Annotated in this window: 20 protein-coding genes; 11 read left to right on the top strand and 9 right to left on the bottom strand. The window is 58.6% G+C overall.

What is annotated here, in order from left to right:
* Nucleotides 1-140: 140 nt before the first annotated feature.
* Nucleotides 141-1634, top strand: coding sequence for a methyl-accepting chemotaxis protein (locus tag P353_RS06140; protein ID WP_034366784.1), 1494 nt, complete (start codon nucleotides 141-143; stop codon nucleotides 1632-1634).
* 89 nt (nucleotides 1635-1723) lie between these two features.
* Here P353_RS06140 and rsxB read toward each other — a convergent pair whose 3' ends face one another.
* From rsxB to dusA, 3 genes are all read right to left on the bottom strand, one after another.
* On the bottom strand, nucleotides 1724-2386 hold the full coding sequence (gene rsxB / locus P353_RS06135) for an electron transport complex subunit RsxB (RefSeq protein WP_196354017.1): 663 nt from the start codon (nucleotides 2384-2386) through the stop codon (nucleotides 1724-1726).
* Nucleotides 2387-2415: 29 nt separating this feature from the next.
* Nucleotides 2416-3849, bottom strand: a complete 1434-nt coding sequence (locus tag P353_RS06130) for a polyhydroxyalkanoate depolymerase (RefSeq protein WP_034366778.1) — start codon at nucleotides 3847-3849, stop codon at nucleotides 2416-2418.
* A 170-nt stretch (nucleotides 3850-4019) separates the two neighbouring features.
* Nucleotides 4020-5054, bottom strand: a complete 1035-nt coding sequence (gene dusA / locus P353_RS06125) for a tRNA dihydrouridine(20/20a) synthase DusA (protein ID WP_080750452.1) — start codon at nucleotides 5052-5054, stop codon at nucleotides 4020-4022.
* A gap of 925 nt (nucleotides 5055-5979) precedes the next feature.
* On the opposite strand from dusA, the gene P353_RS06120 reads away from it, so the two are divergent.
* Nucleotides 5980-6237 (top strand): hypothetical protein, encoded by a 258-nt coding sequence (locus P353_RS06120; RefSeq protein WP_034366771.1) that lies wholly within the window; start codon nucleotides 5980-5982, stop codon nucleotides 6235-6237.
* A gap of 134 nt (nucleotides 6238-6371) precedes the next feature.
* On the opposite strand, the gene P353_RS06115 is transcribed toward P353_RS06120, so the two are convergent.
* Nucleotides 6372-7532, bottom strand: a complete 1161-nt coding sequence (locus tag P353_RS06115) for an IS30 family transposase (protein WP_034366769.1) — start codon at nucleotides 7530-7532, stop codon at nucleotides 6372-6374.
* 326 nt (nucleotides 7533-7858) lie between these two features.
* On the opposite strand from P353_RS06115, the gene P353_RS29010 reads away from it, so the two are divergent.
* Nucleotides 7859-8116 (top strand): hypothetical protein, encoded by a 258-nt coding sequence (locus P353_RS29010; RefSeq protein WP_157839518.1) that lies wholly within the window; start codon nucleotides 7859-7861, stop codon nucleotides 8114-8116.
* A gap of 163 nt (nucleotides 8117-8279) precedes the next feature.
* Here the strand turns inward: P353_RS29010 and P353_RS06110 are convergent, their stop codons facing one another.
* The 3 genes from P353_RS06110 to P353_RS06100 all read right to left on the bottom strand — a co-directional run bounded on the left by P353_RS06110 (nucleotide 8280) and on the right by P353_RS06100 (nucleotide 12606).
* Nucleotides 8280-10229, bottom strand: a complete 1950-nt coding sequence (locus P353_RS06110; RefSeq protein ID WP_052084749.1) for an AMP-dependent synthetase/ligase — start codon at nucleotides 10227-10229, stop codon at nucleotides 8280-8282.
* A 76-nt stretch (nucleotides 10230-10305) separates the two neighbouring features.
* Nucleotides 10306-11850, bottom strand: a complete 1545-nt coding sequence (locus P353_RS06105) for an MHYT domain-containing protein (RefSeq protein ID WP_034366766.1) — start codon at nucleotides 11848-11850, stop codon at nucleotides 10306-10308.
* 120 nt (nucleotides 11851-11970) lie between these two features.
* Nucleotides 11971-12606, bottom strand: coding sequence for a GntR family transcriptional regulator (locus P353_RS06100; protein ID WP_034366764.1), 636 nt, complete (start codon nucleotides 12604-12606; stop codon nucleotides 11971-11973).
* Nucleotides 12607-12728: 122 nt separating this feature from the next.
* Between P353_RS06100 and scpA the strand changes: the two genes are divergently transcribed.
* The 6 genes from scpA (at nucleotide 12729) to P353_RS06070 (ending at nucleotide 21137) form a co-directional block, all read left to right on the top strand.
* Complete coding sequence (scpA, locus tag P353_RS06095; protein ID WP_034366762.1) at nucleotides 12729-14903, top strand: methylmalonyl-CoA mutase; 2175 nt, start codon at nucleotides 12729-12731, stop codon at nucleotides 14901-14903.
* A gap of 37 nt (nucleotides 14904-14940) precedes the next feature.
* Complete coding sequence (gene meaB, locus P353_RS06090) at nucleotides 14941-15945, top strand: methylmalonyl Co-A mutase-associated GTPase MeaB (RefSeq protein ID WP_198529029.1); 1005 nt, start codon at nucleotides 14941-14943, stop codon at nucleotides 15943-15945.
* An 82-nt stretch (nucleotides 15946-16027) separates the two neighbouring features.
* Nucleotides 16028-17563: an acyl-CoA carboxylase subunit beta gene (locus P353_RS06085; protein ID WP_003065036.1), complete on the top strand. Its 1536-nt coding sequence runs from the start codon at nucleotides 16028-16030 to the stop codon at nucleotides 17561-17563.
* A gap of 27 nt (nucleotides 17564-17590) precedes the next feature.
* The gene (locus P353_RS06080) at nucleotides 17591-19639 is read left to right on the top strand and encodes an acetyl-CoA carboxylase biotin carboxylase subunit (RefSeq protein ID WP_034366758.1); all 2049 of its coding nucleotides are present in this window, start codon (nucleotides 17591-17593) and stop codon (nucleotides 19637-19639) included.
* Between the two features lie 151 nt (nucleotides 19640-19790).
* Nucleotides 19791-20603, top strand: coding sequence for a YdcF family protein (locus tag P353_RS06075; RefSeq protein WP_034366755.1), 813 nt, complete (start codon nucleotides 19791-19793; stop codon nucleotides 20601-20603).
* Nucleotides 20604-20672: 69 nt separating this feature from the next.
* Nucleotides 20673-21137: a VOC family protein gene (locus P353_RS06070; protein ID WP_034366751.1), complete on the top strand. Its 465-nt coding sequence runs from the start codon at nucleotides 20673-20675 to the stop codon at nucleotides 21135-21137.
* Nucleotides 21138-21190: 53 nt separating this feature from the next.
* Here P353_RS06070 and P353_RS06065 read toward each other — a convergent pair whose 3' ends face one another.
* A complete protein-coding gene (locus P353_RS06065) occupies nucleotides 21191-22189 on the bottom strand; it encodes an outer membrane protein transport protein (RefSeq protein WP_232776294.1) in 999 nt (332 codons plus the stop codon).
* Between the two features lie 288 nt (nucleotides 22190-22477).
* On the opposite strand from P353_RS06065, the gene P353_RS06060 reads away from it, so the two are divergent.
* Entirely contained in the window at nucleotides 22478-23398 is a 921-nt protein-coding gene (locus tag P353_RS06060) for an alpha/beta hydrolase (RefSeq protein WP_034367044.1), read from the top strand.
* Here the strand turns inward: P353_RS06060 and P353_RS06055 are convergent.
* Nucleotides 23368-24474, bottom strand: coding sequence for a site-specific integrase (locus tag P353_RS06055; protein WP_034366745.1), 1107 nt, complete (start codon nucleotides 24472-24474; stop codon nucleotides 23368-23370). The genes P353_RS06060 and P353_RS06055 overlap by 31 nt on opposite strands.
* 438 nt (nucleotides 24475-24912) lie before the next feature.
* On the opposite strand from P353_RS06055, the gene P353_RS06050 reads away from it, so the two are divergent.
* The gene (locus P353_RS06050) at nucleotides 24913-25896 is read left to right on the top strand and encodes a DNA-binding protein (RefSeq protein ID WP_034366742.1); all 984 of its coding nucleotides are present in this window, start codon (nucleotides 24913-24915) and stop codon (nucleotides 25894-25896) included.
* The last annotated feature ends 245 nt before the right edge of the window (nucleotides 25897-26141 follow it).

Raw genomic sequence — 26141 nt, 5'->3', positions numbered from 1 at the left:
ATAGTTTTGAGTTTGCGGGTTTGCAAGCTCCAGAAATTGCAATTTGTTACGTAAGCTAGGCGACAGAGCAAGTGGCTACCGTAAGCAAGCTGCGAGGTCAGCAAACGAAGTCAACAACAAAAAACGAATGGAGACAGGCAATGCAAAAGCGCATCTTGCCCGACAAAAAAAACCGCGTACGAGTGAGGAATTCAGGACTGCTGTGGTCGGGGCTGCCATGGTTGCTGGCAGGGCCCGCTTTGCCTGTGCTGGGCCTGAGCGGAACATGGCAGCTGGGCTGGTTGCTGCTGTGGATCATCGGAGTGCTGGTTTGGGTTGGCGCTCTTCACAAGAGCTGGCAGCAGCAGTGGCAGGACATGCAGCTGGCGCTGGAAAGAGTCGCTCATGGGGACCTGAGTCTGGGCGCCGCCGGAGAGCCGCAACAAGGACTTTCCGCATCAAGCCTCACAAAGTCCATGGTTCATGCGCTGTCGGCCATGGTGGCCGATGTTCGCAGCAACGCGGCCCTGGTGGCCCAGGCTGGACAGAGCATGGTCAAGGACCATCAGGCCTTGTCTGAACGAACCGAGATGCAGGCGAGCAATCTCGCGCAGACGGTGGTCAGCGTCGAGCAGCTCACCGCTGCGGTTGAGCACAATGCGGAAGTGAGCAAAGCAGCACATTCCCGCGCTGACGGCGTGTGTGCCGCTGCCGATCAGGGCGCCCAAGCCATGCAGCATGCGGTGCAGTCGGTGGAGCTGATTGAGCGCAATGCCGGGCGTATGCGGGAAATCATTGGCGTGATTGACGGTATTGCCTTCCAGACCAATATTCTTGCCCTGAATGCAGCGGTGGAGGCAGCCAGAGCCGGTGAACAGGGGCGTGGCTTTGCCGTGGTGGCCAGTGAGGTGCGCACGCTGGCCCAGCGCAGCGCCGAAGCAGCCAAGGAGATTCGGCAGCTGATCGGCGAGACCGTCCAGCAGGTCACCCAGAGCACGCAGCAGCTGCGCAGTGCAGGCGAGGAGATCCAGGGCGTGACGCGGGCCATTCATGATGTGGTCGCCCATATGGGGACGCTTGCGGACACGGCCAGCAGCCAGAGCTCGGGTCTTCAGGAAATCAGCAATGCCGTGCGTCAGATTGACGAAATCACCCAGCACAACGCCCAGATGGTAGGTCAGGCGCTGCAGCAGGCGCAGGAGTTACAGCTACGCGCTCGGCATCTGTCGGATGCGGTGTCGCGCTTCAGGCTACAGCAAGGTACAGCCGAGGAGGCGGTAGCTCTGGTGGATGCAGCCATGCGGCAAGCCAGAAGCTCATCCAATATTGCCAACCTGCTGCAGACCGTCACGGATCCTTTGCAACCGTTCCACGACCGCGACATGTATGTGTTTGCCCTGTCTTCCGAGGGTGAGTACCGGGCCTTCGGCGGTAATCCGGCCAAAGTGGGGCTGCGCGTTCAGGATGTGCCCGGAATCGACGGTGACAGCCTGATGGCCGACATCATGGCCCAGGCCGAGCTTCGTCCAGGCTGGGTGGAATACGACTACATCAACCCCAGCAACCAGCAGGTACAGACCAAGATGTCCTATGTCTGCAAGCATGCAGACTTGTACTGGGGCTGCGGTGTCTACAAGAGCCTGGTCAGTGCCTAATGGGGTCCTGATTGGCACTTGTCGCCACTGATTTGTTTCTGCATTGGGTGCGCAAGCGCTTTTTTCAAGCGCCGGAGGCTAATCGGGTATCAGGACCCTGCGCGCTGGGCTTTGGCCCTGGCCAAAATGGCTGCAAGCGTGGCCTTTTTGTCTGCAGCGGGCGTTGACGGCGTGTCGGCTTGAGTGCCAGCTTCTTCAACTGGGGCTTGTGCCGTGGTGCGTACCGGCGCGTTGGCCTTGCGGCCCGTACGCAGCAAATGCTCGCCATAGCGGCTGCGGGCATGCTCGGCCTGCGCAGTACTCCAGGCGGACCAGCCTGTGGCTTCAGCGCTGGCGTTGACCAACTCTATGCAATCAACTGGGCAGACAGGAATGCACAGCTCGCAGCCCGTGCAATGCTCGGCAATCACGGTATGCATGCGCTTGTTGGCGCCCAGAATCGCATCGGTAGGGCAGGCCTTGATGCACAGCGTGCAGCCTATGCACCAGGCCTCGTCTATCACGGCCAGGGTCCGCGGTGCTTCCAGGCCGTTTTCGGCGTTGAGCGGCAACTCCAGCTTGCCAGTGATGGTCGCAAGACGGCGCACGCCTTCCTGGCCGCCTGGCGGGCATTGATTGATGGGGGCTTCTCCGCTGGCAATGGCCTCGGCATAGGACGCGCAGTCGGGGTAGCCGCAGCGCGTGCACTGTGTCTGGGGCAGGGCTGCATCAATGCTCGCAGCCAGTGCTTGAAGCGAAGAGGCTGCGGACATGGATGAGTTCATTCTGGTCTGGTGAGCCTTTACGCCCTGGCGCGGTGGGAGTCGCGTCCTTTCTGGGCAGGGGCGCTATTTTGACCTGTTTTTACCGCCTTGGCAGACTTGTCTGCATGGGCCTCGCTGCTTTCCAGCTCGGGGCCGTCGTCGCTGACGCTGCTCAGATGGCCAGCGGCGCTGGCGGCCGTGGCACTTTCTGGCTGATGTGCCAGGATGAAGTCGCGCACTTGCGGGTACACGGTCTTGCGCCAGCGGCTGCCACTGAAGATGCCGTAATGGCCTGCGCCTTGCACTTCGATATGGCGGCGCGCCTCGGCAGCGATGCCGGTGCATAGATCATGGGCGGCGCGGGTCTGGCCGGCGCCCGAGATATCGTCCAGCTCGCCTTCCACCGTCAGCAAGGCGGTGTTCTTGATGTCCTGCGGGCGCACCAGTTCGGCCTTGCCTTGCTCGTTCCTGACTTCCCAGGTGCCCTTGACCAGCTTGTACTCTTGGAACACTGTGGCGATGGTTTCCAGGTAGTAGTCGGCGTCCATGTCCAGTACGGCGTTGTACTCGTCATAGAACTTGCGGTGATGCTCGGCGCTGGCTTCGTCACCCTTGATCAGATCCTTGAAATAGTCGTAATGGCTGTTGGCGTGGCGGTCGGGATTCATGGCCACAAAGCCCGAGTACTGCAAAAAGCCGGGGTAGACGCGGCGGCCGGCACCGGGGTAATTGTTCGGCACTTCGTAAATGACGTTGTTCTCGAACCACTCGTAGCTGCGGGTTTCGGCCAGGTTGTTCACGGCCGTCGGCGAGCGGCGCGCATCGATGGGGCCGCCCATCATGGTCATGGACAGCGGTGTGACTTCGCCACGGCTAGCCATCAGAGAGACCGCCGCCAGCACCGGCACCGTGGGCTGGCAGACGCTGACTACATGGCACTGGCCATAGCGCCCTTGCAGATAGCGAATGAACTCCTGTACGTAGTTCACATAGTCGTCCAGGTGGAATTCACCCTCGGACAGCGGCACGATGCGGGCATTTTTCCAGTCGGTGATATAGACCTTGTGGTCTCCCAGCATGCTTTGCACGGTGTCGCGCAGCAAGGTAGCGTAGTGGCCGGAGAGTGGGGCCACGATCAGCACCACAGGCTGGCTGAGCATGAGATCCAGCGTTTCTGGGTCGTCGGAAAAACGCTTGAAGCGGCGCAGCTCGCAAAACGGTTTGTCGACCTCCACGCGCTCGCGGATGGTGACATCCACGCCGTTGACTTCGACGTTATGCAGATCGAACTCGGGCTTTTCGTAGTCTTTGCCCAGGCGATACATGAGGTTGAAGCCCGCTGCCATGCGCTGGGCCATAGGCACCTGGCTGAAGACCGAGTGAGGGTTGTTGTAGAACTTGGAGGCGGCCTGGGCAAAGTCTGCAAATGGCTCGACCATTGCGCGTTGCATTTCGTAGATCTGATAGAGCATGGGACGCACTTTTGCGGGTTATGTTGCAGTGCAATATAACAGCAGAGTTTGACATGCGAAGTAGTGAATTCCCTTCAAACTCCGGATCTGCGGGGATTGCACAACGAAGGCCGGACTTCGCAGCGTTTGTAAGTAAAAAAGCTGACCGAAGTCAGCTTTTTCATGAGTGCTCAAAGTATCTGCTCGGCGGGTTCCCGTTGAAACTCGTCCGGCTTGGTGCGGGCCAGTTTCATGACCTCGTGAGGCGGCTGGGTCTTGAGGCGGTGGTCGCTCCAGACCTGGCGCCAGCGGCGCGCACCGGCGAGGCCATTGCGCAGCCCCAGCATATGTCGGGCAATCGAATACCAGTGCGTGCCATGCTCGCGCGCTTCGCGCTCCATATACAGAACCATCTGCTCTTCAATATGCTCTCGTGTGCGTTCCCTGCTCCCGTCCTGATAGTAAAGAGCATCCCAGGACGACATCCACCAGGGGTTGTGATAGGCCTCGCGGCCCACCATGACTCCATCGACCTGCTTCAGCTGCTGCTGCACTACGTCGTCGGTCTTGATGCCGCCGTTGACGGCGATTGTCAGGCCCGGAAAGTCACGCTTGAGCTGTGCCACGACCTCGTAGCGCAGCGGCGGGATTTCACGGTTTTCCTTGGGGGAGAGGCCTTTGAGCCAGGCGTTGCGAGCATGAACCACAAACACCTGGCAACCTGCGTCGGCAACGGTTCCGACGAAGTCACGCACAAAGTCGTAGCTTTCGATTTTGTCGATGCCGATCCGGTGCTTGACGGTGACCGGCACGGACACTACATCTGCCATGGCCTTGACGCAATCGGCCACCAGTGCGGCCTCGTTCATCAGACATGCGCCAAAAGCGCCACGCTGCACGCGTTCGCTAGGGCAGCCGCAGTTGAGATTGATCTCGTCATAGCCCCATTGCTCGCCCAGACGTGCGCTGTGCGCCAGATCGGCCGGCTCCGAACCACCCAATTGCAATGCCACAGGGTGTTCTTCGGCCTCAAACCGCAAATGGCGAGCCACATCGCCATGCACCAGAGCTCCGGTTGTCACCATTTCGGTGTAGAGCAGGGTGTGCTGGCTTAGCAGGCGGTGGAAGTAGCGGCAATGCTTGTCTGTCCAGTCCATCATAGGGGCCACCGACATGCGCCACATGTTGCTATCTAGTTGTTTTTTAATAGTTTGTTCGGTGCTCATACTATAAAAAGTGCCTTGTAGTGCACTGAAAATTGCCGCTGTTTTGCCCCGTCTACCGGGCTTTTTGATGCTAATGCTGCATTGGTGCGCCACGATTTTCATGGAGCATTGATTGGGGCCACCACCGAGAGAAGGAAAGCCGATGGCGTCGTGTCGTTTCGGGCTCAGATCCGCCTGAAGGAGGCGGTGAACTGACTTTCTCTGAGCCCAAGACATTCACTCGGAGCGCCCTTGCGCAGGAGTGGCTGCATAGACGTGAAGCAGAAATCGGGGAGGTCCAAGCGACTGGCCTGCCTGTTCAAGGTCTCGCCGTCCTCAAGCAGATACTGCAGGATTATGTCAGCGATACAAAAGGCATCGTGGCATGAGGGCGAGCCAAGATGGCCGACATCATCCGTTTGCTGAAGTGCGTATTCCGGTCGAACTGACCGCCTGTGTCGGTTGTAGCTGACCAGGCTGCTGGTCGTGACCGACTGAGTTCGGCCAGAAGCGGAAGTTCAGCAGCCTGCAATTAAATTGGGCTAGTCTTGAAAAGAGTGTGTGTAATCATCGAATCTCAACAAACATCACTCTGGTCTCATCATGGACGTCATAGAGGCACATCGCCACAGCAGTCGCCATCGATCTGAAATTGAAGCAAGCGATTTATGCGGCTGCTTCTATTGTCTAGAGACTTATTCGCCATCAGCAATTACGGAGTGGATTGATGAAGGCGATGGCACAGCCTTGTGTCCAAAGTGTGGAATTGACGCTGTCCTTGGTTCTGCATCTAGTGCACAAATCAACACTCGATTTCTCCGTTCAATGCACAAGAAATGGTTTTAGCCGCTATCAACCGGTCACTCGTCAGAGCAGAACAAGCGCCTGCTTAGGGTCGCGGATCGCCTCTGGAGGCGGCCAATTCCTGTCATTCGACACTTGACCAATGGACACTGAAATCTGCCATCTCTACTCCCAAGAGCGCACACGCCGGATCGCCATCTTTAGGCGCGCAGACGGCACGTATGGCTTGGAAGAACAGTACCACTACGAGAATGCCTTGGCCAATACCGAGGGCTGGGCGCAACTGCCTGCAAAAGCTTCTCGCTTCCATGATCTGGAGGCGGCAAAAAGGGAGGCCGCTGTTGGCTTACCTTGGGTCGCTGATAGCCGAGGTTTCATCGATGTCGCCGAGTCACGCTAACCCTCGCAGAGCGTCGTGTTTCGGAGTTTCGCTACTTCCGCTTTGGGTCGCCTGCAGTCGTTGGTGAGAGGCTGCAAACGACCCATTGCAGCCTTTCGCAGGCTGTCGCCCTAGGTCTGCTTTGCTGTGTGGATTCAACCGATCGATGCAACGCATTCGTTAAACATCTCAGCCGGAGTTCTGTACCCCAAGGTCTTTCTGGGTCGCTCGTTTAATTTTCTCGCAATCGCATCCAACTCCTCCTGCGAGTAGCCCGAGATGTCAATGCCCTTGGGCAGGTACTGCCTGAGTAGCCCGTTGGTGTTCTCGTTCGTTCCGCGCTGCCATGGGTTCTGCGGATCGCAGAAGTAGACTTGGATGTCGGTGGCCACGGTGAATCGCTTGTGTCCCGCCATCTCCGATCCCCGGTCCCAGGTCAAGGAACGGTAGAGCTCTTGCGGCAAGGTCTGTGCATGCCTGGCCAGCGCCGCAGCGACGGTGTAGGAGTCCTTGTCCACCAGTTTGACCAGCATCACGTAGCGGGTGTGTCGCTCCACCAGCGTTGCAATCTGGCTGTAGGCATCGCCGAACAACAGATCACCCTCCCAGTGCCCCGGCACTGCCCGATCCTCGATGCAGGCTGGCCGTTCGCTGATGGGCACGGCATCAACGATCCGGCCATGGATGGGGGTTTTCTGGGTGTAGTGGCGTGAGCGACGCATCCCTCGGGTGCGCCGCAAGTTCTCCAGAAGCTCCTTCTTCAAGGCCCCGCGTGTTTGGACGAAGAGCGTGCGGTAGATGGCTTCGTGAGACACCTGCAAATCCTTTTCGCCGGGGTAAGTGCGTTGGAGCCATCCCGCTATTTGCTCGGGCGACCACTGACTCTGTAATTTAACCGCCACGATGTGAGCCAATGCAGGATTGCTGGCCAACTTGCATGTCTTGGGGCGGCGTGCTCGCGTCCAGACTGCCTCATCCGCTTTGGCTGCTCGATAGCCAGTCTGACCTCCATTGCGCAGGAGCTCGCGGCTGATGGTCGACGCAGCTCGTTTTAAGCGGCTGGCAACGCAGCGGATAGATTCACCTGCAGCCAACGCCTTGGAGATTTCTTCTCGCTCGGGCATGGTCAATGCCCAGCGAGACCGACGCCTCGCTGGTGGCCGGATGCCACCCGTCGCACTCAAGATGGTGTGAATGGAGGTGTGTGGTCGGTCAAACAGCTTGCCTATCTCGTGCAAGGTATCGCCAGCTTTCCAGCGATCCCACATCAGGGCTTTCTGAGCTTCGGTGTAGTAAATCCGCGGTCTTTGCTTCATGCCAACACTCCTTGCGCCAGAGGCGGTCATTGTGTTGCATTGACCAGTTGAATCCACATGCGTAAGCGGTCGTTCCCTGATGCCAGATTCGGTGCGTCAGCGCGACAAGGCTGGGCTCCCATCCAGAGCTAAATCCCACCAAGTGGGTACCTGTGATGTCGGTGCTCAAATCACTCATATGGGTTTTCAGCTGCGTCTTGGTGACGCAGGTTGCCTCAAGGTGAGTATCTTGACGGAAAGGACTTCAAGGTGCGAGTTGTCCTGGCTCACGGCAGAGGGAACTCTCCAGACGGCAACGTAGTCGGGCCCTGAAAATGCAGAAAGGAGTGGAGCGCGCCTACCTGATGGGGCGCAGCATGGGTGGGCGCATGACAACTGGCTTCCTGGCAAACAATCCCACTGTGCCGGTTGTAGGTTTCATCGGAGTCGGATTGACTGCAGGAGGCGAGGGACCTGCTAACACCAATCTAAATCTGCGAAAAGTGAAGCTTGCGGTTGTCGATGTGTATGGTGACAACGAAATGGATGCGAGAGCGGTATCTTTTCGCAATTATTCAAGTGGAGGTTCCTCGTGCAAAGCATGATTACCGTGGCTATGAGAGGCCGGTGTCAGACTCGTCATCGAATGGCTGAAGAAGAGAGAAGGTAGGAGGATATGAAGTTAGCAATCGAATTTGGAATTGACTAGTGCATTCAATGTAACTTACATGTATTTTGCAAGGGTTCCTTAAACCCTGCATAGATCAATTACCGAGCCTTTGTCTTCCAGACGTCAATGGGCTTGCCGTACATCTGTTCGATAGCGTCTTTGTAGTGGGCCATCAAGTTCTTTCGCTTGAGCTTGAGGGTAGGGGTCATCAGGCCGTTGTCAATGTTCCAACTATCCCTGACCAGGTGGATGGCTCTGGGCACTGCATAACGGGCAAAGCTGCGTGTCTGCTTTTCGATTCGGGTAAGCGCTTCTCTCTCTGCCGCTGCATGGTGCAGACTGGATCCGTCGTTCGGGTTCAGCCCAACACTCCTGGCGAGCATTTCCCATTCCATTTGACTAACAACCGCAATACAGGCAATGAACGGACGATCCTCGCCAACTACAAACACTTGCTCAAACAGGGGATCAACGAGAATGGCCTGTTCCACATCATTGGGAGGCACTTTCTCACCCGTCGATGTAACAATGATTTCCTTGATGCGACCTTTGATTCGGATCCGACCATTTTCGATTGACGCCTGGTCGCCGGTTCTCAGCCAGCCATCGGCAGTAAAGGCTTTGGCTGTGTCTTCCGGACGGTTCCAATAACCGCGCATCACTACCGGGCCAGACACCTGCAACTCCTGGTCCTCGCCAATTCGAACCTCAATTCCTGGCAGTGCGCGGCCAACGGTATCAGGCCAGTTATCGTCGAGTCCGTTGGCGCTGACGACAGGAGCGGTTTCGGTCATGCCATAGCCTTGAACCATGGGGAGGCCCAGACCCAGAAAAGTGCGAGCAATTGTCGGAGACAGTGGGGCTCCGCCACTCACAGCCACGCGCAGCCGGCCTCCAAACTGTGCAAGTAAGGGCTGGGCAACAAGTTTGCGCAAAAGCCAACCGGGCAAGGCGGAAGCCCAGCCGGCTTTGGCTTCCAGTTGCTCGTTCAAGGGCATGCCTTGATGAGCACAGAAGCTCTTCCAGCCTTTGTTGACTGCCGCGTCGAACAGCTTGTGCTTGAAAGGGCTAGAAGCAAGCGACTCCTGAATCTTGGCATAAACACGTTCATAGATGCGAGGCACCGAGATCAGTACGGTTGGCTTGACCTGCTTCATATCCTGTCCGAGTTGTGCGACAGAGCGTGCGTAGGCGACGCAGGAACCGGTAGCAACGGCCAAGTAGTAGCCTGCAGTTCGCTCGAAAGTGTGTGAGAGCGGCAGAAACGAGAGAAAAACGTCCTCAGGGAAGGCCTTCACACGCTGCATCACTGCGTGTAAATCACTGACCACGTTGTCGTGAGTGAGCATGACCCCCTTGGGCTTTCCCGTTGTACCGGAGGTGTAGACAATGCCCGCCAGCTCCGTTTTCTTTGGTGGCAGGGGGAGGGCAGAGGTATGCTGCTGACCAGCCTGAAGCCAGGCAGACAAAACAATGACCGGCTTACGCTGCAAGGCCTTGACTGAGTCCTGCTCTGCTTGTTCGACAGGTACAACGTAGGCGTTCGATGAATCGATCGAACGGCCTTGCTGTGCGTGAATGACGGCCTGGAGTTCAGGCAGGTCCTGACCTGTTGCACAAATTTTCTGCCAGGCCTTGGCATCGGCCACGACCAGCAAGGAAGCACCCGAGTCGGCCAGGATGTAGGCAATGCTGCCTGCATTGTCGATGGCATGCAGAGGAACTGGCACGTAACCACAGCGCAGACAGGCCTGGTCGATGGTCATTGCATCAAAACCATTGGGCAGCAAGATTGCAACCCTTGCGCCGACAGGAAGATTCGAGACACATAAGGCGCGGCTCCACAGGGTGACACGTTCGGCTGTTTCGGCCCAGCTCAGGCTTTTCCAGGCATTTGTGCTTTCATCGAACTCTCGGTACGCCTCGGCTGATGGCGTGCGGCGAACCCGCATGGCCAGAAGCTCTGGCAAGGTTTGCACTTGCTCGATAGTCAAATGCTGTTTCTCTGCTTGGAGACCCAGTACATCGGTTTCACTTGCTTGGTTCATGCGCTTGCCTTCAGGAAGCGGGCAATTTCCCGCTACGTGAATGATAGCGCCAGAGACATTCAGGCCGATGTAGGACTCAGATTGTGGCTCCAAGCGGAATATCGATGCTTTGATAGCAGACGGCGATGTAATGGTGCAGGCGATGCTGCTCGTCGCGCACTGCCGTCAGGGAAATCTGATGGCGGTTCCTGTCATGGTGCATGACACGCAGGCCTTGCCAGTGTCCCTTTTTGCCGATTTCCGTCCAGATCTGCGACCACTGGACAGCCGTGTTGTCATCGTCTTGGATGAAAAGACTGGAAAACTCCTTGTTCTTCGCTCCTTGGCGGTTCAAGCCGCTGATACGTGCAAAGGCCGGGTTGATGTCTACAATTTTCCGGTTCGCATCAAGAACCACCATGCCTTCGAAGGAATGATTGAATACCGTGGCAGCTATATGCAGTTGCCGCTCCGTTCGCTTGCGGTCCGAGAGATCAGTCAGAAGGCCTACATACATGCGCTGACCTCGTGCCTCGGCCTGGCTCAAGGCCAGGCGCATGGGAATCAGCGTACCGTCTTTGTGCTGGCCAAGGACCTCTGAAATCTTGTTTTTCAGAGGTGGAGCGTTGTTTCGCTGGCCGGCTTCATGCTGTTCCAGATAATGGTCATGCTGGTTGAACAGCGCAGCGGGCATGAGCATTTTCACGTTCTGGCCCAATACTTCATCTGGGCTCCATCCGAATATGACCTCAGCAGCAGGGTTGTAATCGGTTACGCATCCCCGGTTGTCGATGCAGATAATTCCATCTGCGGCCATATTAACCAAAGCTTGCAGTCTGGCTTCATTCATATCCACTTTCTGCCAGCGACTGCGGTACTGAATCAAGGCATTGGCCTGTGCGATCAGTCCGCCAAATAGCAGAGTAATCACGGCAATGGTCAGCGCCAGAATCAAACGATCGTTCGATGATGCCGCGTCATGGGTTTCATGCTCGGCCGTGACTCGCAGCGCCAGCATGGCTGTGTAATGCATGCCCGAGATCGCGGCGCCCATGATGATGGCCGCCAGTGTTTTGCGCCAGTGGTCTTGTTTGAGGTTGAAGCGTGCCAGCCCGAAACGAATCCAGAGCGCCAAGGTGGCCAGCGCTACGCCAACAATGAGCGAAATGGCAAACCAGAGTGGTGAATACTGGTGCGTGGCAGGCATGCGCATTGCCGCCATACCGCTGTAATGCATGGCAGCAATGCCGATACCAACAGTCAAGCCACCTAACGCCAATTGCCTGTTATTGAGTTCATTGTGAGCCAGCAAGGCAAGGGCCACTGCTGATGCTGCGATGCCTGGGATGATGGAGAAGACGGTGACCGTCAAATCATACTGAACTGCAGCATGCATCGAATAAGCGAGCATGCCAATGAAATGCATCGCCCAGATGCCTATGCCTAGTGCCAGCGAGCCGCTCACGATTGACCAGTTGCGCAACTGCCTTGACGTGGCCAATCTGGCAAAAGCAGCATGGCGTAAAGCTTGACCGGAGGCAATCCAACAAACTGCCAGCGATAAGGTCACGAGGAAGGGGTCATATTCACCCTTGAGCACCTGAGCGTCGGCAGACGGGCTCCAGAAAAATTGCGCCAGCATGAATCGTGATCCTGTAACACTGAAAGCACATTCAGTTACCTAGCAAGCATCTCATGAAGTGGGTAAGCCAATATTTCAAATATGTAGGATAAATACTAGAACAGATCAAATGTGGATCTTTTAGATCGCAGCGTCGAGTCCATTTGCGAAATGCTGCTGCACTGCACTCATGGCAATTTTCGGGTCGCGCTTCAGCAGTGCTTGCATGATGGCTTCATGCTCTGCAAGGGAGTCTTCAATACGGCCTTGTTTAAACAGCGATTTGTGACGGTTCAGCTTCATGACCTTGCGCAAGTCAGCTACCAGCTGGTTGCGCCAGCGGTTATCGGCAATGTCGAGAATCTGCATATGAAAGCTTTCGTTGAGCGCGAAAAACCGCTCGGCGTCGGCGGTGTTCTGCTTCAGCTCCTCATGGGTCTGCTGCAGACGCTGCAATTGTTCGTCCGTGGCCTTGCCGGCAACCTCGGCCGCCGCATCTGCCTCCAGCAGGCTCAGCAAGCGATAGACGTCGGAGATGTCCTTGCGCGAGACCTCGGTCACGTAGGCGCCCCGGCGCAGCTTCATGGTCACCAGGCCTTCGGCGGCCAGCACCTTCAGTGCCTCGCGCAGGGGCGTGCGGCTGATGCCGTATTCCTCGGCAATCTTCAGCTCGTCGATCCAGGCACCAGGTTCAAGCTCTCGCCGGAAGATGCGCTGGCGCAATTGCTCGGCGACCTGCTCATATAGCGCAAGAGGAGTAAGTGTTTTGCTTGTCATTACGCGTGATTATATGCTGCAAGTATTTTGAATTCATAATTATGAATCATGTACACTAGGCTTATCTAGGTAGTTCACCGCAATTCCAAACTTCACTGCGCGCACCGCATACGAGAGACAACATGAGCCAAGAGAATCCGGTACAGGACCCACAAGAATTCGCACCCGCTGATCTGCAAGCCTGGACCAAGGCAGCCAACAAGGCTGCTCCCGGTGGAGACATCAACAATCTGAACTGGCTCACGCCCGACGGCATCACCGTCAAGCCTCTGTACACGGCTGAAGACACGGCCGATCTGGCTCATACCAACACGCTGCCGGGCTTTGCTCCCTATATCCGTGGCCCCCAGGCCACCATGTATGCAGGCCGTCCCTGGACGATCCGCCAGTACGCGGGTTTCTCCACCGCCGAAGAATCCAATGCCTTCTATCGCAAGGCGCTGGCCGCCGGCGGCCAAGGCGTTTCTGTCGCTTTTGACCTGGCGACCCACCGCGGCTATGACAGCGACCATCCGCGCGTGACGGGCGACGTGGGCAAGGCCGGCGTGGCCATCGATTCGGTGGAAGACATGAAGGTTCTGTTCGACCAGATCCCGCTGGACAAGGTCTCGGTCTCCATGACCATGAACGGCGCCGTGCTACCCGTGCTGGCCGGCTATGTGGTGGCTGCGGAAGAGCAGGGCGTCTCGCAGGACCAACTCGCCGGAACGATTCAGAACGACATTCTGAAAGAGTTCATGGTGCGCAACACCTATATCTACCCGCCCAAGCCGTCGATGAAGATCATTGGCGACATCATCGAGTACACGAGCCAGAACATGCCCAAGTTCAACTCGATCTCGATTTCGGGTTACCACATGCAGGAAGCCGGGGCCAACCAGGCGCTGGAAATGGCTTTCACGCTGGCCGACGGCAAGGAATATGTGAAGACCGCCATCGCCAAGGGCATGGACGTGGATGCTTTCGCCGGCCGCCTGTCCTTCTTCTGGGCCGTGGGCATGAATTTCTACCTGGAAGTGGCCAAGATGCGTGCCGCACGCCTGCTGTGGTGCCGCATCATGAAAGGCTTTGACGCCAAGAACCCCAAGAGCCTGATGCTACGCACGCACAGTCAGACCTCGGGCTGGTCGCTGACCGAGCAGGACCCTTACAACAACGTGGTCCGCACCACCATCGAAGCCATGGCGGCCGTGTTTGGCGGCACCCAGTCCCTGCACACTAATGCGCTGGACGAGGCCATTGCCCTGCCTACGGAGTTCTCGGCCCGCATTGCCCGCAATACACAGCTGATCATTCAGGAAGAAACCCACATCACCAATGTGATCGATCCCTGGGCGGGCTCCTACATGATGGAAAAGCTGACCCAGGAAATGGCCGACAAGGCTTGGGCCATCATCGAGGAGGTCGACGCCATGGGCGGCATGACCGCCGCTGTGGACAGCGGCTGGGCCAAGCTCAAGATCGAAGCCGCCGCCGCCGAAAAGCAGGCCCGCATCGACTCGGGCAAGGAAGTCATCGTCGGCGTCAACAAGTACAAGCTGGCCAAGGAAGATCCGGTTGACATTCTGGAGGTGGACAACGTCAAGGTGCGCGACAGCCAGATTGCCCGCTTGAAGGATATCAAGGCAAAACGCGATACAGCCAAGGTAGAGGCTGCGCTGGCTGCCATCACTGCTGCTGCAGAGTCTGGCGAGGGCAATCTGCTGGATCTGTCCATCAAGGCCGTGCGCCTGCGCGCCACGGTGGGTGAAGTTTCCGACGCGATGGAAAAGGCGTTTGGCCGCCACCGCGCCGATACCCAGAAGGTGACCGGTGTGTACGCTGCCGCTTATGACTCCGCCGAAGGCTGGGACAAGCTCAAGGAAGAAATCAACACCGCTTCGCAGGCCATGGGCCGACGCCCCCGAGTGATGATCGCCAAGCTGGGCCAGGATGGCCATGATCGTGGAGCCAAGGTGGTCGCCACCGCCTTTGCGGACCTGGGTTTCGACGTGGACATGGGGCCTCTGTTCCAGACCCCCGAGGAATGTGCTCGCCAGGCCATCGAGAACGATGTGCACGCCGTGGGCGTCTCGACCCTGGCCGCAGGCCATAAGACCCTGGTGCCGGCCATCATTGCCGAGCTCAAGAAGCAGGGAGCGGATGACATCATCGTCTTCGTGGGCGGTGTGATTCCCGCTCAGGACTATGATTTCCTCTACAACGCGGGCGTCAAGGGCGTATACGGCCCCGGCACTCCCATTCCTGCCAGCGCCAAGGATGTGCTGGAGCAGATCAAGAAGGCCAACGGTCTCTGATCGGCCGGCAAGCATCGATAGCAAAGGCGATCGCGACGTGACACCTGAGCAAATGCAAGACGGCATCCTGCGCGGCAACCCTGCCGTGCAGCGCCGGGCCATGGCCAAGGCCATTACCTTGCTTGAATCCTCTCGAGCCGACCACCGTGAACAGGCCGACGGCCTGCTCACCGCTCTGCTGCCGCACACGGGCAAGGCGTTTCGCCTTGGCATCAGCGGCGTGCCGGGCGTCGGCAAATCCACCTTCATCGAAGCCCTGGGCCTGTACCTGATAGAGAAGGGTCTGCGTGTGGCAGTGCTGGCGATCGATCCGTCCAGCACCGTCTCGGGCGGCTCCATCCTCGGCGACAAGACCCGCATGGAGCAGCTGTCCATGCGGCTGGAGGCCTATATCCGCCCCAGCCCCAGCAGCGGTACGCTGGGCGGCGTGGCCGAAAAGACGCGCGAAGCCATGCTGGTCTGCGAAGCCGCCGGTTATGACGTGGTCATCGTCGAGACCGTGGGTGTGGGCCAGAGCGAGATCGCCGTGCATGGCATGACGGACATGTTCTGCGTGCTGCAGCTGCCCAATGCGGGCGACGACCTGCAGGCCATCAAGAAGGGCGTGATGGAGCTGGCCGACCTGGTGGTCATCAACAAGGCCGACATCGACTCCCATGCAGCCACGCGTGCCCAGGCCCAGATCACATCGAGCCTGCGCCTGCTGGGCATGCACGGCAACCCCGATCACGCCAACACCGGCGCGCTGTGGCAGCCGCGTGTGTTGCAGATCAGTGCCTTGCTGGGGCAGGGAGTGGAGGGCTTCTGGGCTGCAGTCAGCAGCTTCAGGGAGCTGCAGACCGCCAACGGCCGCCTGGCCCTGCGCCGCGAGAAGCAGGCCCTGGCCTGGATGTGGGAGCGCATCGACTTCGGTCTCAAGCAGGCGTTTCGCCAGCATCCGCAGGTCAAGGCCATGCTCCCCGTCCTTCAGGACGATGTTGCCTCGGGTCGCATCGCCGCCAGTACGGCAGCAAGAAATCTGCTTCTAGCCCAAATGCAGTAGGCGCTAGTAGCTCACTTAACCATAGCATCGCAGCACAAGACATTTGCGAGATAAATAACCCAAATCACGTTAGAGGACAAGCATGCAAGACGATATCCTGAAGCAGCTGGAAGCCAAGCGAGAACTCGCTAGGCTGGGTGGGGGACAAAAGCGCATCGACGCTCAGCACAAGAAAGGCAAGCTGACGGCGCGCGAGCGTATCGAGCTGCTGTTGGACGACGGCACTTTTGAAGAGTGGGACATGTTCGTGGAACACCGCTGCACGGACTTCGGCATGGAAAACACCAAGATCCCCGGTGACGGCGTGGTCACCGGCTACGGCATGATCAACGGCCGTCTGGTGTTTGTGTTCAGCCAGGACTTCACGGTGTTCGGCGGCGCGCTGTCCGAAACCCATGCCGAGAAGATCTGCAAGGTGATGGACCAGGCCATGAAGGTCGGCGCACCCGTCATCGGCCTCAACGATTCGGGTGGTGCGCGTATCCAGGAAGGCGTTGCCTCTCTGGGTGGCTATGCCGATGTGTTCCAGAAGAATGTGCTGGCATCGGGCGTGGTGCCCCAGATCTCCATGATCATGGGCCCCAGCGCCGGCGGCGCCGTGTACTCGCCGGCCATGACCGACTTCATCTTCATGGTCAAGGACAGCTCCTATATGTTCGTGACCGGTCCCGAAGTCGTGAAGACCGTGACCCACGAGGAAGTCACGGCCGAAGAGCTAGGCGGGGCCATCACCCACACCACCAAGAGCGGCGTGGCCGACATGGCATTCGACAACGACGTAGAAGCGTTGATGATGCTGCGTCGCCTCTATAACTACCTGCCCTTGAACAACAAGGAAAAGGCTCCCGTGCGCGAAACCACCGATCCCGTGGGCCGCGCCGACATGTCGCTGGATACGCTGGTGCCCGAAAACGCCAACAAGCCCTACGACATGAAGGAGCTGATCCTCAAGACCGTGGACGATGGCGATTTCTTCGAGCTGCAGCCCGAGTACGCCAAGAACATCATCATCGGTTTTGCCCGCATGGCCGGTCAGACCGTGGGCGTCGTGGCCAATCAGCCCCTGGTGCTGGCTGGCTGCCTGGACATCAAGTCCTCCATCAAGGCTGCGCGCTTCGTGCGCTTTTGCGATGCCTTCAACATCCCCGTGGTCACCTTCGTGGACGTGCCCGGTTTCATGCCCGGCACCTCTCAGGAGTATGGCGGCATCATCAAGCACGGCGCCAAGCTGCTGTATGCGTATGCCGAAGCCACGGTGCCGAAGATCACCGTCATCACCCGCAAGGCCTATGGCGGCGCCTACGACGTGATGGCTTCCAAACATTTGCGCGGTGACGTGAACCTGGCCTGGCCCCATGCCGAAATCGCCGTGATGGGCGCAAAGGGCGCGGTGGAAATCATCTTCCGTGAAGACAAGAACGACCCGGTGAAGCTGGCCGCGCGCGAAGCGGAATACAAGGAACGCTTTGCCAACCCCTTTGTGGCCGGTGCCCGTGGCTTTATCGACGATGTGATCCAGCCGCATGAAACGCGCAAGCGCATCTGCCGTTCGCTGGAGATGCTCAAGAACAAGCAGCTGGACAACCCCTGGCGCAAGCACGGGAACATCCCTCTGTAAGAACAAAAAGAACCAGGAGATTTATCCATGTTTACCAAGATCCTGATTGCCAACCGCGGCGAAATCGCTTGCCGCGTGATCGCCACCGCCCGCAAGATGGGCATCCAGACCGTGGCGGTCTACTCCGATGCCGACAAGGATGCCCGCCATGTCAAGCTGGCCGACGAGGCCGTGCGCCTGGGTCCTGCGCCTAGCCGCGAGTCCTATCTGCTGGGCGAGAAAATCATTGAAGCCTGCAAGCAGACCGGCGCACAGGCAGTTCACCCAGGCTACGGTTTTCTCTCGGAGAACGAGGGCTTTGCCAGGCGTTGCGAAGAAGAAGGCATAGCCTTCATCGGCCCCAAGTCACATTCCATCGCGGCCATGGGCGACAAGATCGCGTCCAAGAAGCTGGCCGGCGAGGCCAAAGTCAACACCATCCCCGGCTACAACGACGCCATCGCCGGCCCCGAGCAGGCGGTGGAAATCGCCAAGGGCATTGGCTACCCCGTGATGATCAAGGCCTCGGCCGGTGGCGGCGGCAAGGGTCTGCGCGTGGCATTCAACGACAAGGAAGCCTTTGAAGGTTTTGCCTCGTGCCAGAACGAAGCGCGCAACAGCTTTGGCGACGACCGCATCTTCATCGAGAAGTTTGTGCAGGAGCCCCGCCATATCGAAATCCAGATTCTGGGCGACAGCCACGGCAATGTGGTTTACCTGAACGAGCGCGAATGCTCGATTCAGCGCCGTCACCAGAAGGTGATCGAGGAAGCGCCTTCGCCCTTCATCAGCGACGCCACCCGCAAGGCCATGGGCGAGCAGGCCGTGGCCCTGGCCAAGGCCGTCAAGTACCAGAGCGCCGGCACCGTGGAGTTCGTGGTCGGCAAGGACCAGGACTTCTACTTCCTGGAGATGAATACCCGCCTGCAGGTCGAGCACCCGGTGACCGAATGCATCACCGGACTCGATCTGGTCGAGCAGATGATTCGTGTGGCCGCCGGTGAAAAGCTGTCCTTTGCCCAGGCGGATGTGAAGCGAGACGGCTGGGCCATCGAGTGCCGTATCAACGCGGAAGACCCGTTCCGCAACTTCCTGCCTTCGACCGGCCGCCTGGTTCGTTTTGCGCCGCCCGAGCAGACCATGTGGCAGTCCGACACCGAGCATCTGAACGGCGTGCGTGTGGATACCGGCGTCTACGACGGCGGCGAGATCCCCATGTACTACGACTCGATGATTGCCAAGCTCATCGTGCACGGCAAGGATCGCAACGACGCCATTGCCAAGGCCCGCGAAGCACTCAACGGTTTTGCCATCCGCGGCATCAGCTCCAACATCCCGTTCCAGGCGGCCCTGCTGGCGCACCCGGACTTTGTCTCGGGTAAGTTCAACACCGGCTTCATCGCCCAGCACTATGCCGACGGCTTCCATGCCGAGGACGTGCCCCACGATGATCCCGACTTCCTGGTGGCTTTGGCCCTGTTCCGCAATCGCCGCTATCGCGCGCGTGCATCGACCATCACCGGCCAGATGCAAGGCCACCAGGTGCAGGTGGGCGAGAAGTACACCGCCGTGGTTCTGGGTGCTGAAGGCAAGAACCAGTATGTGACTGGCGAGGTGACTGACTTCGATGCCCAAGCCCGCGTCTGCAAGGTCGTCATCGGCGACAAGACCTACGAATTCCGCAGCAATGCCGACATTCGCGATCTGGTGGTGCGCGGCGTCTGCAACGGCAAGGCTTTCACCTGCCAGATCGAACGCGGCAACGGCAAGAACCCACTGGCACTGCGCGTCATCCACAATGGCACACAAGCCGATGTGCTGGTGCTCTCGCCCAAGGGCGCAGAGATGCACAAGCTCATGCCTTACAAGGCTCCGCCCGACCTGTCCAAGTTCCTGCTCTCGCCCATGCCCGGCCTGCTGGTCGACGTGGCGGTGCAGCCCGGCCAGAAGGTGCAGGCTGGCGAGAAGCTGGCCGTCATCGAAGCCATGAAGATGGAGAACATTCTTTTCGCGGCCCAGGACGGTGTGGTCAGCAAGATCAGCGCCGCCAAGGGAGACTCGCTGGCGGTGGACGACATCATTCTGGAATTCGAGTGATGAGCGCTTTTCGGGGCCTGGGTCCGGCACCGGCATGCGGCCGGGCTGCAGATCAGGCCCCGAAGCAAAAGCCCGCAGGGCTTGGGCTCTGCGGGCTTTGCAGTTTTCAATAATATAGGCTCTAGCCCTTATCCAATATGAGCCAGCAGCTATGACATTGAAAGCAGATACCTCGATATCCCGCCCAGCCAGATGCGCGCGCGCACTGCTGGCTTTGCTGGGAGCGCTGCTATTGGCCGATGCACTGGTACTGATGCGCATGGGGCATTTCAATGTGGGCGTGGTGCTGCCCGCCATGCTGGGTGCCGGGGCCTTTGGGCTGAGCTGGAAATGGCGCTCAGTGCAGCATTGGCGTGCGTCCAGGCCCTTGAATCAAAGGCTGTGGTCGCTGGGCTGGGTCGTTCTGGCGCTGTGGCTGATCAGCCTGTTCTGGTTCTGGAGCCGCCTGTCCGGCCTGGGGCTGGAGCCACAGCAAGTGCCGCCCGTGCAATCCATCGTGGTGTTGGGTAGTGCCACACTCGATGGTCACCCTAAGCCGGTGCTGGCCGCGCGGCTGGATCAGGCGGCGCAGCTGGCCAAGCTGCAGCCCCAGGCCTTGGTCGCCGTTTGCGGCGGTGTCGATTGGGGTGAAAAAGAGTCTGAGGCCGAGGTCATGGCCCGCTATCTGCAGCAGCGTCACGGTATTGCTGCGCAGCGGCTGGTGCTGGAAAAGCTCAGCACCAGCACCGAGCTGAATCTGAAGCTCAGCCGGCCCTTGCTGGCCGAGCGCGGCGTGGCTGCGGATGCACCCATGGCTATGGTCAGCAGCGACTTTCATCTGATGCGCGCCATGGACATTGCAAAGCGGCAGGATCTGCCTCAGGTCTATCCCGTGGCGGCTCCTACCCCTTTGGCCACGCGTTTCAACGCCTGGCTGCGCGAATACTTTGCCATGGCCAGCAGTTGGTTGCTGGGCGAGGTTTGATATTTCAATAAAAACTGGCTCTAGCGCTTACCAATATTGCGCTTTAAGCTATCAATCAAGGAGTCATTCATGAGCAATCGTCCTTTCAAGGTTCTGGGCATTCAGCAAGTCGCCATCGGTGGCACCGATAAACAGCGCATGAAAAAGCTGTGGGTGGACATGCTGGGTCTGGAGCAGACCGGCACCTTTCAGAGCGAGCGCGAAAACGTGGACGAGGACATTCTGGCCATGGGGCGGGGCGCGATGAAGGTGGAAGTGGACATCATGCAGCCCATGCACATCGAGAAAAAGCCCGCCGTGCACGCCACGCCGCTGAACCACATCGGCCTGTGGATCGACGATCTGCCCAAGGCCGTGGAATGGCTGACGGCCAATGGCGTGCGATTTGCTCCTGGCGGTATCCGCAAGGGAGCGGCAGGCTATGACATCACTTTTCTGCACCCCAAGAGCAATGACGAGTTTCCGATTGCCGGCGAGGGCGTGCTGATCGAGCTGGTGCAGGCTCCGGCCGACGTGATCGCGGCGCTGGGTTGAGCGCTTCGGGCGCCTGCAGCCAGATTGCAGCAGCGTACTAGCTGCGATTGTTCTCAGAACTGATAGCCGAGTCTAATCCCGAACGCCGTGGCGGACTCGGCATCGAAAGCCGCAAGAGTCGTGCCGCCGCTGGAGATGTCAACCGAGCCCAGACGCTGGTAGCTCAGCCAGGGCGTGAGTTTGAACTGTCCTTGCTGATAGCTCACCCCCACCGTGTAGCCAAGGCGGCCATCGGTGGGGCGCAATGGCGACAGTGCGGCCTTGTCACTGCGCTTGTCATAAGCCATGGCGATAAAGCCGGACCAGTTCGCAGCCAGCCTCTGCGCAAGACCCAGCGTGTAGGTGGTGGTGTCCTCCATGTCCGCCAGGCTGCGGCCTGGGAGTATCGCAGCCAAGGTCTGCGGGTGTAGCCGGAATTGCGACCAGTTGGTCCAGCGTATCTGTCCAAAGAGCAGGGTACTTGGCGTGATGCCTGTCTGAATATCGAGGTTGAAGCTCTGCGGAGCAGTCGATGCCGTCCTTGTTTCGCCCGGCCATAGGTTTTCACGGGTCGCGATCTTGTGCTTGATAGCCGAGTAATAGGTCGCAGCGACGCGCAAAGCCATATCCGGGCGCTCATAGCTCATGCCCAGTAAATAGCCTGGCTCGGTACTGGGCCTGAAATCCACCCGGTATCCATTGAGCGCTCCAAATACCATGCCCCCCAGGGCGACATGTCCTTCGGTACGCTGTAGGCGCAGACCGCCATGCACGGCCCAGTGCTCATCCCAGCTGTAGCGCAGCGCCCCCATGAGTTCATGGCTGCTCACGCGGGCCTGCGTGCCGCCAAAAAGAGGCGATTGCAGCGGGCTGTAAGCGATGTCAAGGCCAAAAGGCTTGCTCAACATCAGCAGCACCGAGGTCCGTGGATTCACATCCTGCTTGTATGCAAAGCCCCATTGGGTGTAATCGTCGACCACCTGTCCAGTGGACTTGCCCAGGGCATCCGTGCCCTGGATCCGGGGCCGAACCGTATAGGTCTCCACGGAAAGATAGCGGCCGTTTTCAAACAAAGGCCCAAGGTCCTGGCCTGTTCTATCAAGGCCGCCGGCCTGGGAGCAGAGCCCCCACATCATGGCTGCACAGCCAACTCCCGCTTTTGTTTTAATCAACGCCTGCTCCAACGCTCTGATTTCATTTGCAAGCATGTAATTTAATGTATCTACATGACAGGTGAACAGGTCTAATTGGAGGATGCAGGCTTGCGGAGTTGACACTGCCGCGGCAGTGAAGAGCCTGCCGCCTGGCTTATGCTGTGCGCTGCGATTGATCGCCGCCCGAAGCCCAAAGCCGCGCAGAAAATGCCTTCCATCTCGACCAACTCCACGACCGCTTACTACGACCGCCAATACAACGCCCGCGCCAGCGTGCAGGATCCGCTGGCGTATATGACGCGCTACACGCAGGAAAGCCAGGCCGCGTTTGCATTGCCTGGCGCGGTTCGCAACCAGCGCTACAGCCCCAGGGCTACGGATGTTCTGGATATCTATCTGCCCGCAGCTCGGGCAGCGAAAGCACAAGCTGCGCCTGTTTTCATCTTCATCCATGGGGGCTACTGGAAGGCCTTGAGCAAGGATGATTCGGCTTTCATGGCGCCCGCACTGACGCAGGAGGGCGCCATCATCGTTGTGCCTGACTACGATCTGGCCCCGTCCGTTACTCTGGACCATATCGTTGATCAGATGCGTCAAGCCTATGCCTGGGTGGTGCGCAATATTGCCATCTACGGCGGTGATGCCCGCAATATCTGTGTCTGCGGAAGCTCGGCCGGGGGACATCTGGCGGGCATGCTGCTGGCCAAGGACTGGCAGCAAGACTACGACCTGCCAGCGCAGGCCGTGCCCCGGTCTGTATTGACCTTGAGCGGTCTGTTCGACCTGCAGCCGCTGCTGGCAACCCACATCAACGACTGGATGCGGCTCGACGATACTGCCGCCATACGCAACAGTCCGCGCTTTCTGCTGCCCGATGCTAGTACCCATGCTCAATGCCAGTTGTGCGTGAGCTGTGGGGAGTTTGAAAGCCATGAATTCAAGCGCCAGTCGCGCGACTATCTGGCGGCCTGGCAGGCACGCTGTCTGCCGGGGCAATGGGTGGAAGCGCCGGCGACCAACCACTTTGATTTGCCGCTGCAACTGGCCGATCCGCAATCCGCCATTTATCAGACTGCGCTGCAGCTGATGGGGCTTGATCAGTCCTCGTCCAGCATGCGCGCCGCCTGATTGTTGAGTGCCGAGTCGGCACGGAAGTAACCGAGTACGGTGTTCACGCTATGGTGTCCGGTCAATGCCATGGTGTCAGCCAGCGGCAGATTGCGTCTGCCGGCCTCGGTCACAAATCCCGAGCGTAGCGAGTGCGCCGAAAAGTCTCCTTCCACACCAGCCAGCGCACAGCGTTCTTTGACGATGTTGCGCACCGCAGCGGGAGTCAATGGCTCTGCCAAATGGCCGCCTTTGCGAATGCGCCTGAAGATAGGACCGTCGGTGATGCCGGCCGCGTCCAGCCATGCTCTCAGGGCGATGGCGGCACGGCCGGTGACGGGCTTGTGATTCTCGGGAGCGTCGGTGCCGCTCTGGTTAGTCTTGCTATGGCTCAGGGTGTAGATGAATTCCCCACCAGCCACGGCGCGCAGGAAACGCATATCGGCGCCGGCCACTTCGGAGCGGCGCCGCCCGCCGCTGGCCCAGGCAAACAGCAGCAGCGCCCGGTCGCGCAGGCCGCGCAAACTGTCGTCACAGCTTGCCAGCAATTCCTCCAGCACATCGCGCGTCAGCGCCTCTTTCTTCTGCGGCAACTCGCCGCGCCTTGCATAGGCCTTGCGCGTGCGCGACATAAGCTCCTTGACTGCCCCGTCCTGACAGGGATTGGGCATGGCATGCACCTGATGCGCCTTGGACATCACGGCCATGCGATGCACCAGCGTGCTGTGTGAAGGAGCCCCTTTTTTACCCTTGTAGCCGGCTGCAACCAGGGCTTCATCGATTTCGGGCGGCATTTCATGAAGCAAGCCCCCAGCGGTCTGCCTCTGGGCATGGTCGATGATGAATTGCAGCACCGTGGAAACCTGCAGCGGCATTTGCATGGGCTGGCCAAGGCGCAGCAGATGCCAGGCCGCCCAATAACGCATGGCGCTTTGATAGCTGCTGCGCGTATTGCTGGATTCGCCTTCCTGCATGAGCTCCTTGATGGCTTCATGCGCTTTGGGCGCAAGAGCAGACTCCGGCACATCCTGTATTTGCAGGCGGTTGGCGTCAAAAGTCACAGGGGCAGGGAAGGGCGAGGGCTTGCTTGAATCCATGGCGCTATTTTCTCCCTGACTTTGCATGCCAGCTGAAATCGACGTGCCGGCAAAAGGAGGCGCAGCACTGCGGACCCTCTTGTCCTAACTCACGCATCCTTGCTCACGCCCTGTCAGGCGGGTGCAACTATGCGTGAGAGCCTGCGGGCTGAGGCAGGCGTCGCGTACATCAATGACAGCGATCAGGCACAGCATGCCTTCATGCCAGCCTGATCACAGGCTTGGCGGAACCGCCTGTATCAAGCCAACGAAATTGCTCTCTCGAACGCAGAACGGACTACATCCAGAATCAAAGGGGTGAAACCGGGTTAATGTACGTTGTCATCTGTATGAAAATTTCATACGTAATATTTAATACATAAGATGTATTGTGTATTACGCAATATAAATATAGATAACGATAACAATCACTTATCGTTAGTTATTTGGCGAATAGATATGAATACAAGCAAAACTACGTCCAGAGGTGTTCAGGAGTCCGATGTCTGGGCTGCAGCGGATGCTTTGATTGCCCAGGGGCTGCGTCCGACCATAGAGCGCGTGCGTCAGCAGATAGGGCGAGGCTCTCCCAATACGGTCAGCCCGATGCTGGAGACCTGGTTTGCAACACTGGGCCGTCGTCTGGGTGTGGCGGGAGAGCAGGACCCATCCGTGCTGCAATCGGTGCCGGACCCTGTGCAGCGCCTCGCCGAAGATCTCTGGAATACGGCACAGGAAGAGGCGAAAGCCGCGGCCAGCAAGGCTTTGGATCTTCGCGAACAGGCTTTGAAAGCTGCAGAGCAGGAATTTGTGGCGCAACAGGAGCAACTCGCGCAGCGCCAGGCCACCATGGAAGCGCAAAAAGATGCGCTGAATCAAGCCCTGCAGGCAGCTCAAAATCACGCCCAAGACTTGGCCCGGCGTCTTGACGAAATGCAGCAGACCTTACAAGAGCGCGATCAGCGCCTGGAAGAACTACGTGATGAGCTGAGCAATGCCGTACGCCAGCGTGAGTTGCAGCAGCAAAAACACAGCGAGGAAATTCAGTCAGCCGCCGCCGAGCGCCAGCGCATGGCCGAGCAGTATGCGGGCAACGAGCGACATATGCTCAACGAGGTCGATCGTGCGCGGCAGGAACTCACTGCAGCGCGAAAAAGCCTGCAGGACCAGGAGCGCAAGGCGGAGTCTCGCTATCAGGAACTGCTGACTCGCTTTGAGCAATCCGAGCAGGAGATCCTGAATCTGCATGCCCAGTTGCAGACCGCCCAGAACACGGCAGCATTGGCGCAGGAGCGCGCAGCCGATCTCAAGAGCCTGCTGGATGCACAACAAAAACTGGCGGCTGCAGCCAATGCAGCGGATCCAAATGTGACCCAGCCCCTGGCGCGTCGAAGCAATCTGGCGGCAACCCGGCGCTCCATTAACCGAAGAACCTTGCGCTAATCGTTATCCGGCGCCTAGGCTGCGATTCAGCTCAGTCTCGGCGTCACAGGCTTGACCATCGGCTTATGCTGGTGGATTGCCAATATTGGCGGTCAATGTCAAGCCGTAACTGAAGAGCCATGAATATTTTGAAAAGAATAATCGGTTACGTCCTACATTTTGGTACGCTTTTGTCTTTAATAGTGGTGGGAAATAGAAGAAGACAAGAACCAACCAGCCAATGGATGTGGCATCAGCTTTGAGAT

Origin of the sequence: Comamonas testosteroni, from assembly GCF_000761245.1 — a bacterium.
Lineage (GTDB): Bacteria > Pseudomonadota > Gammaproteobacteria > Burkholderiales > Burkholderiaceae_C > Comamonas > Comamonas testosteroni_C.
The sequence above is the reverse complement of the archived record's forward strand: the minus strand, read 5'-3'. Positions and strand labels throughout refer to the sequence as shown.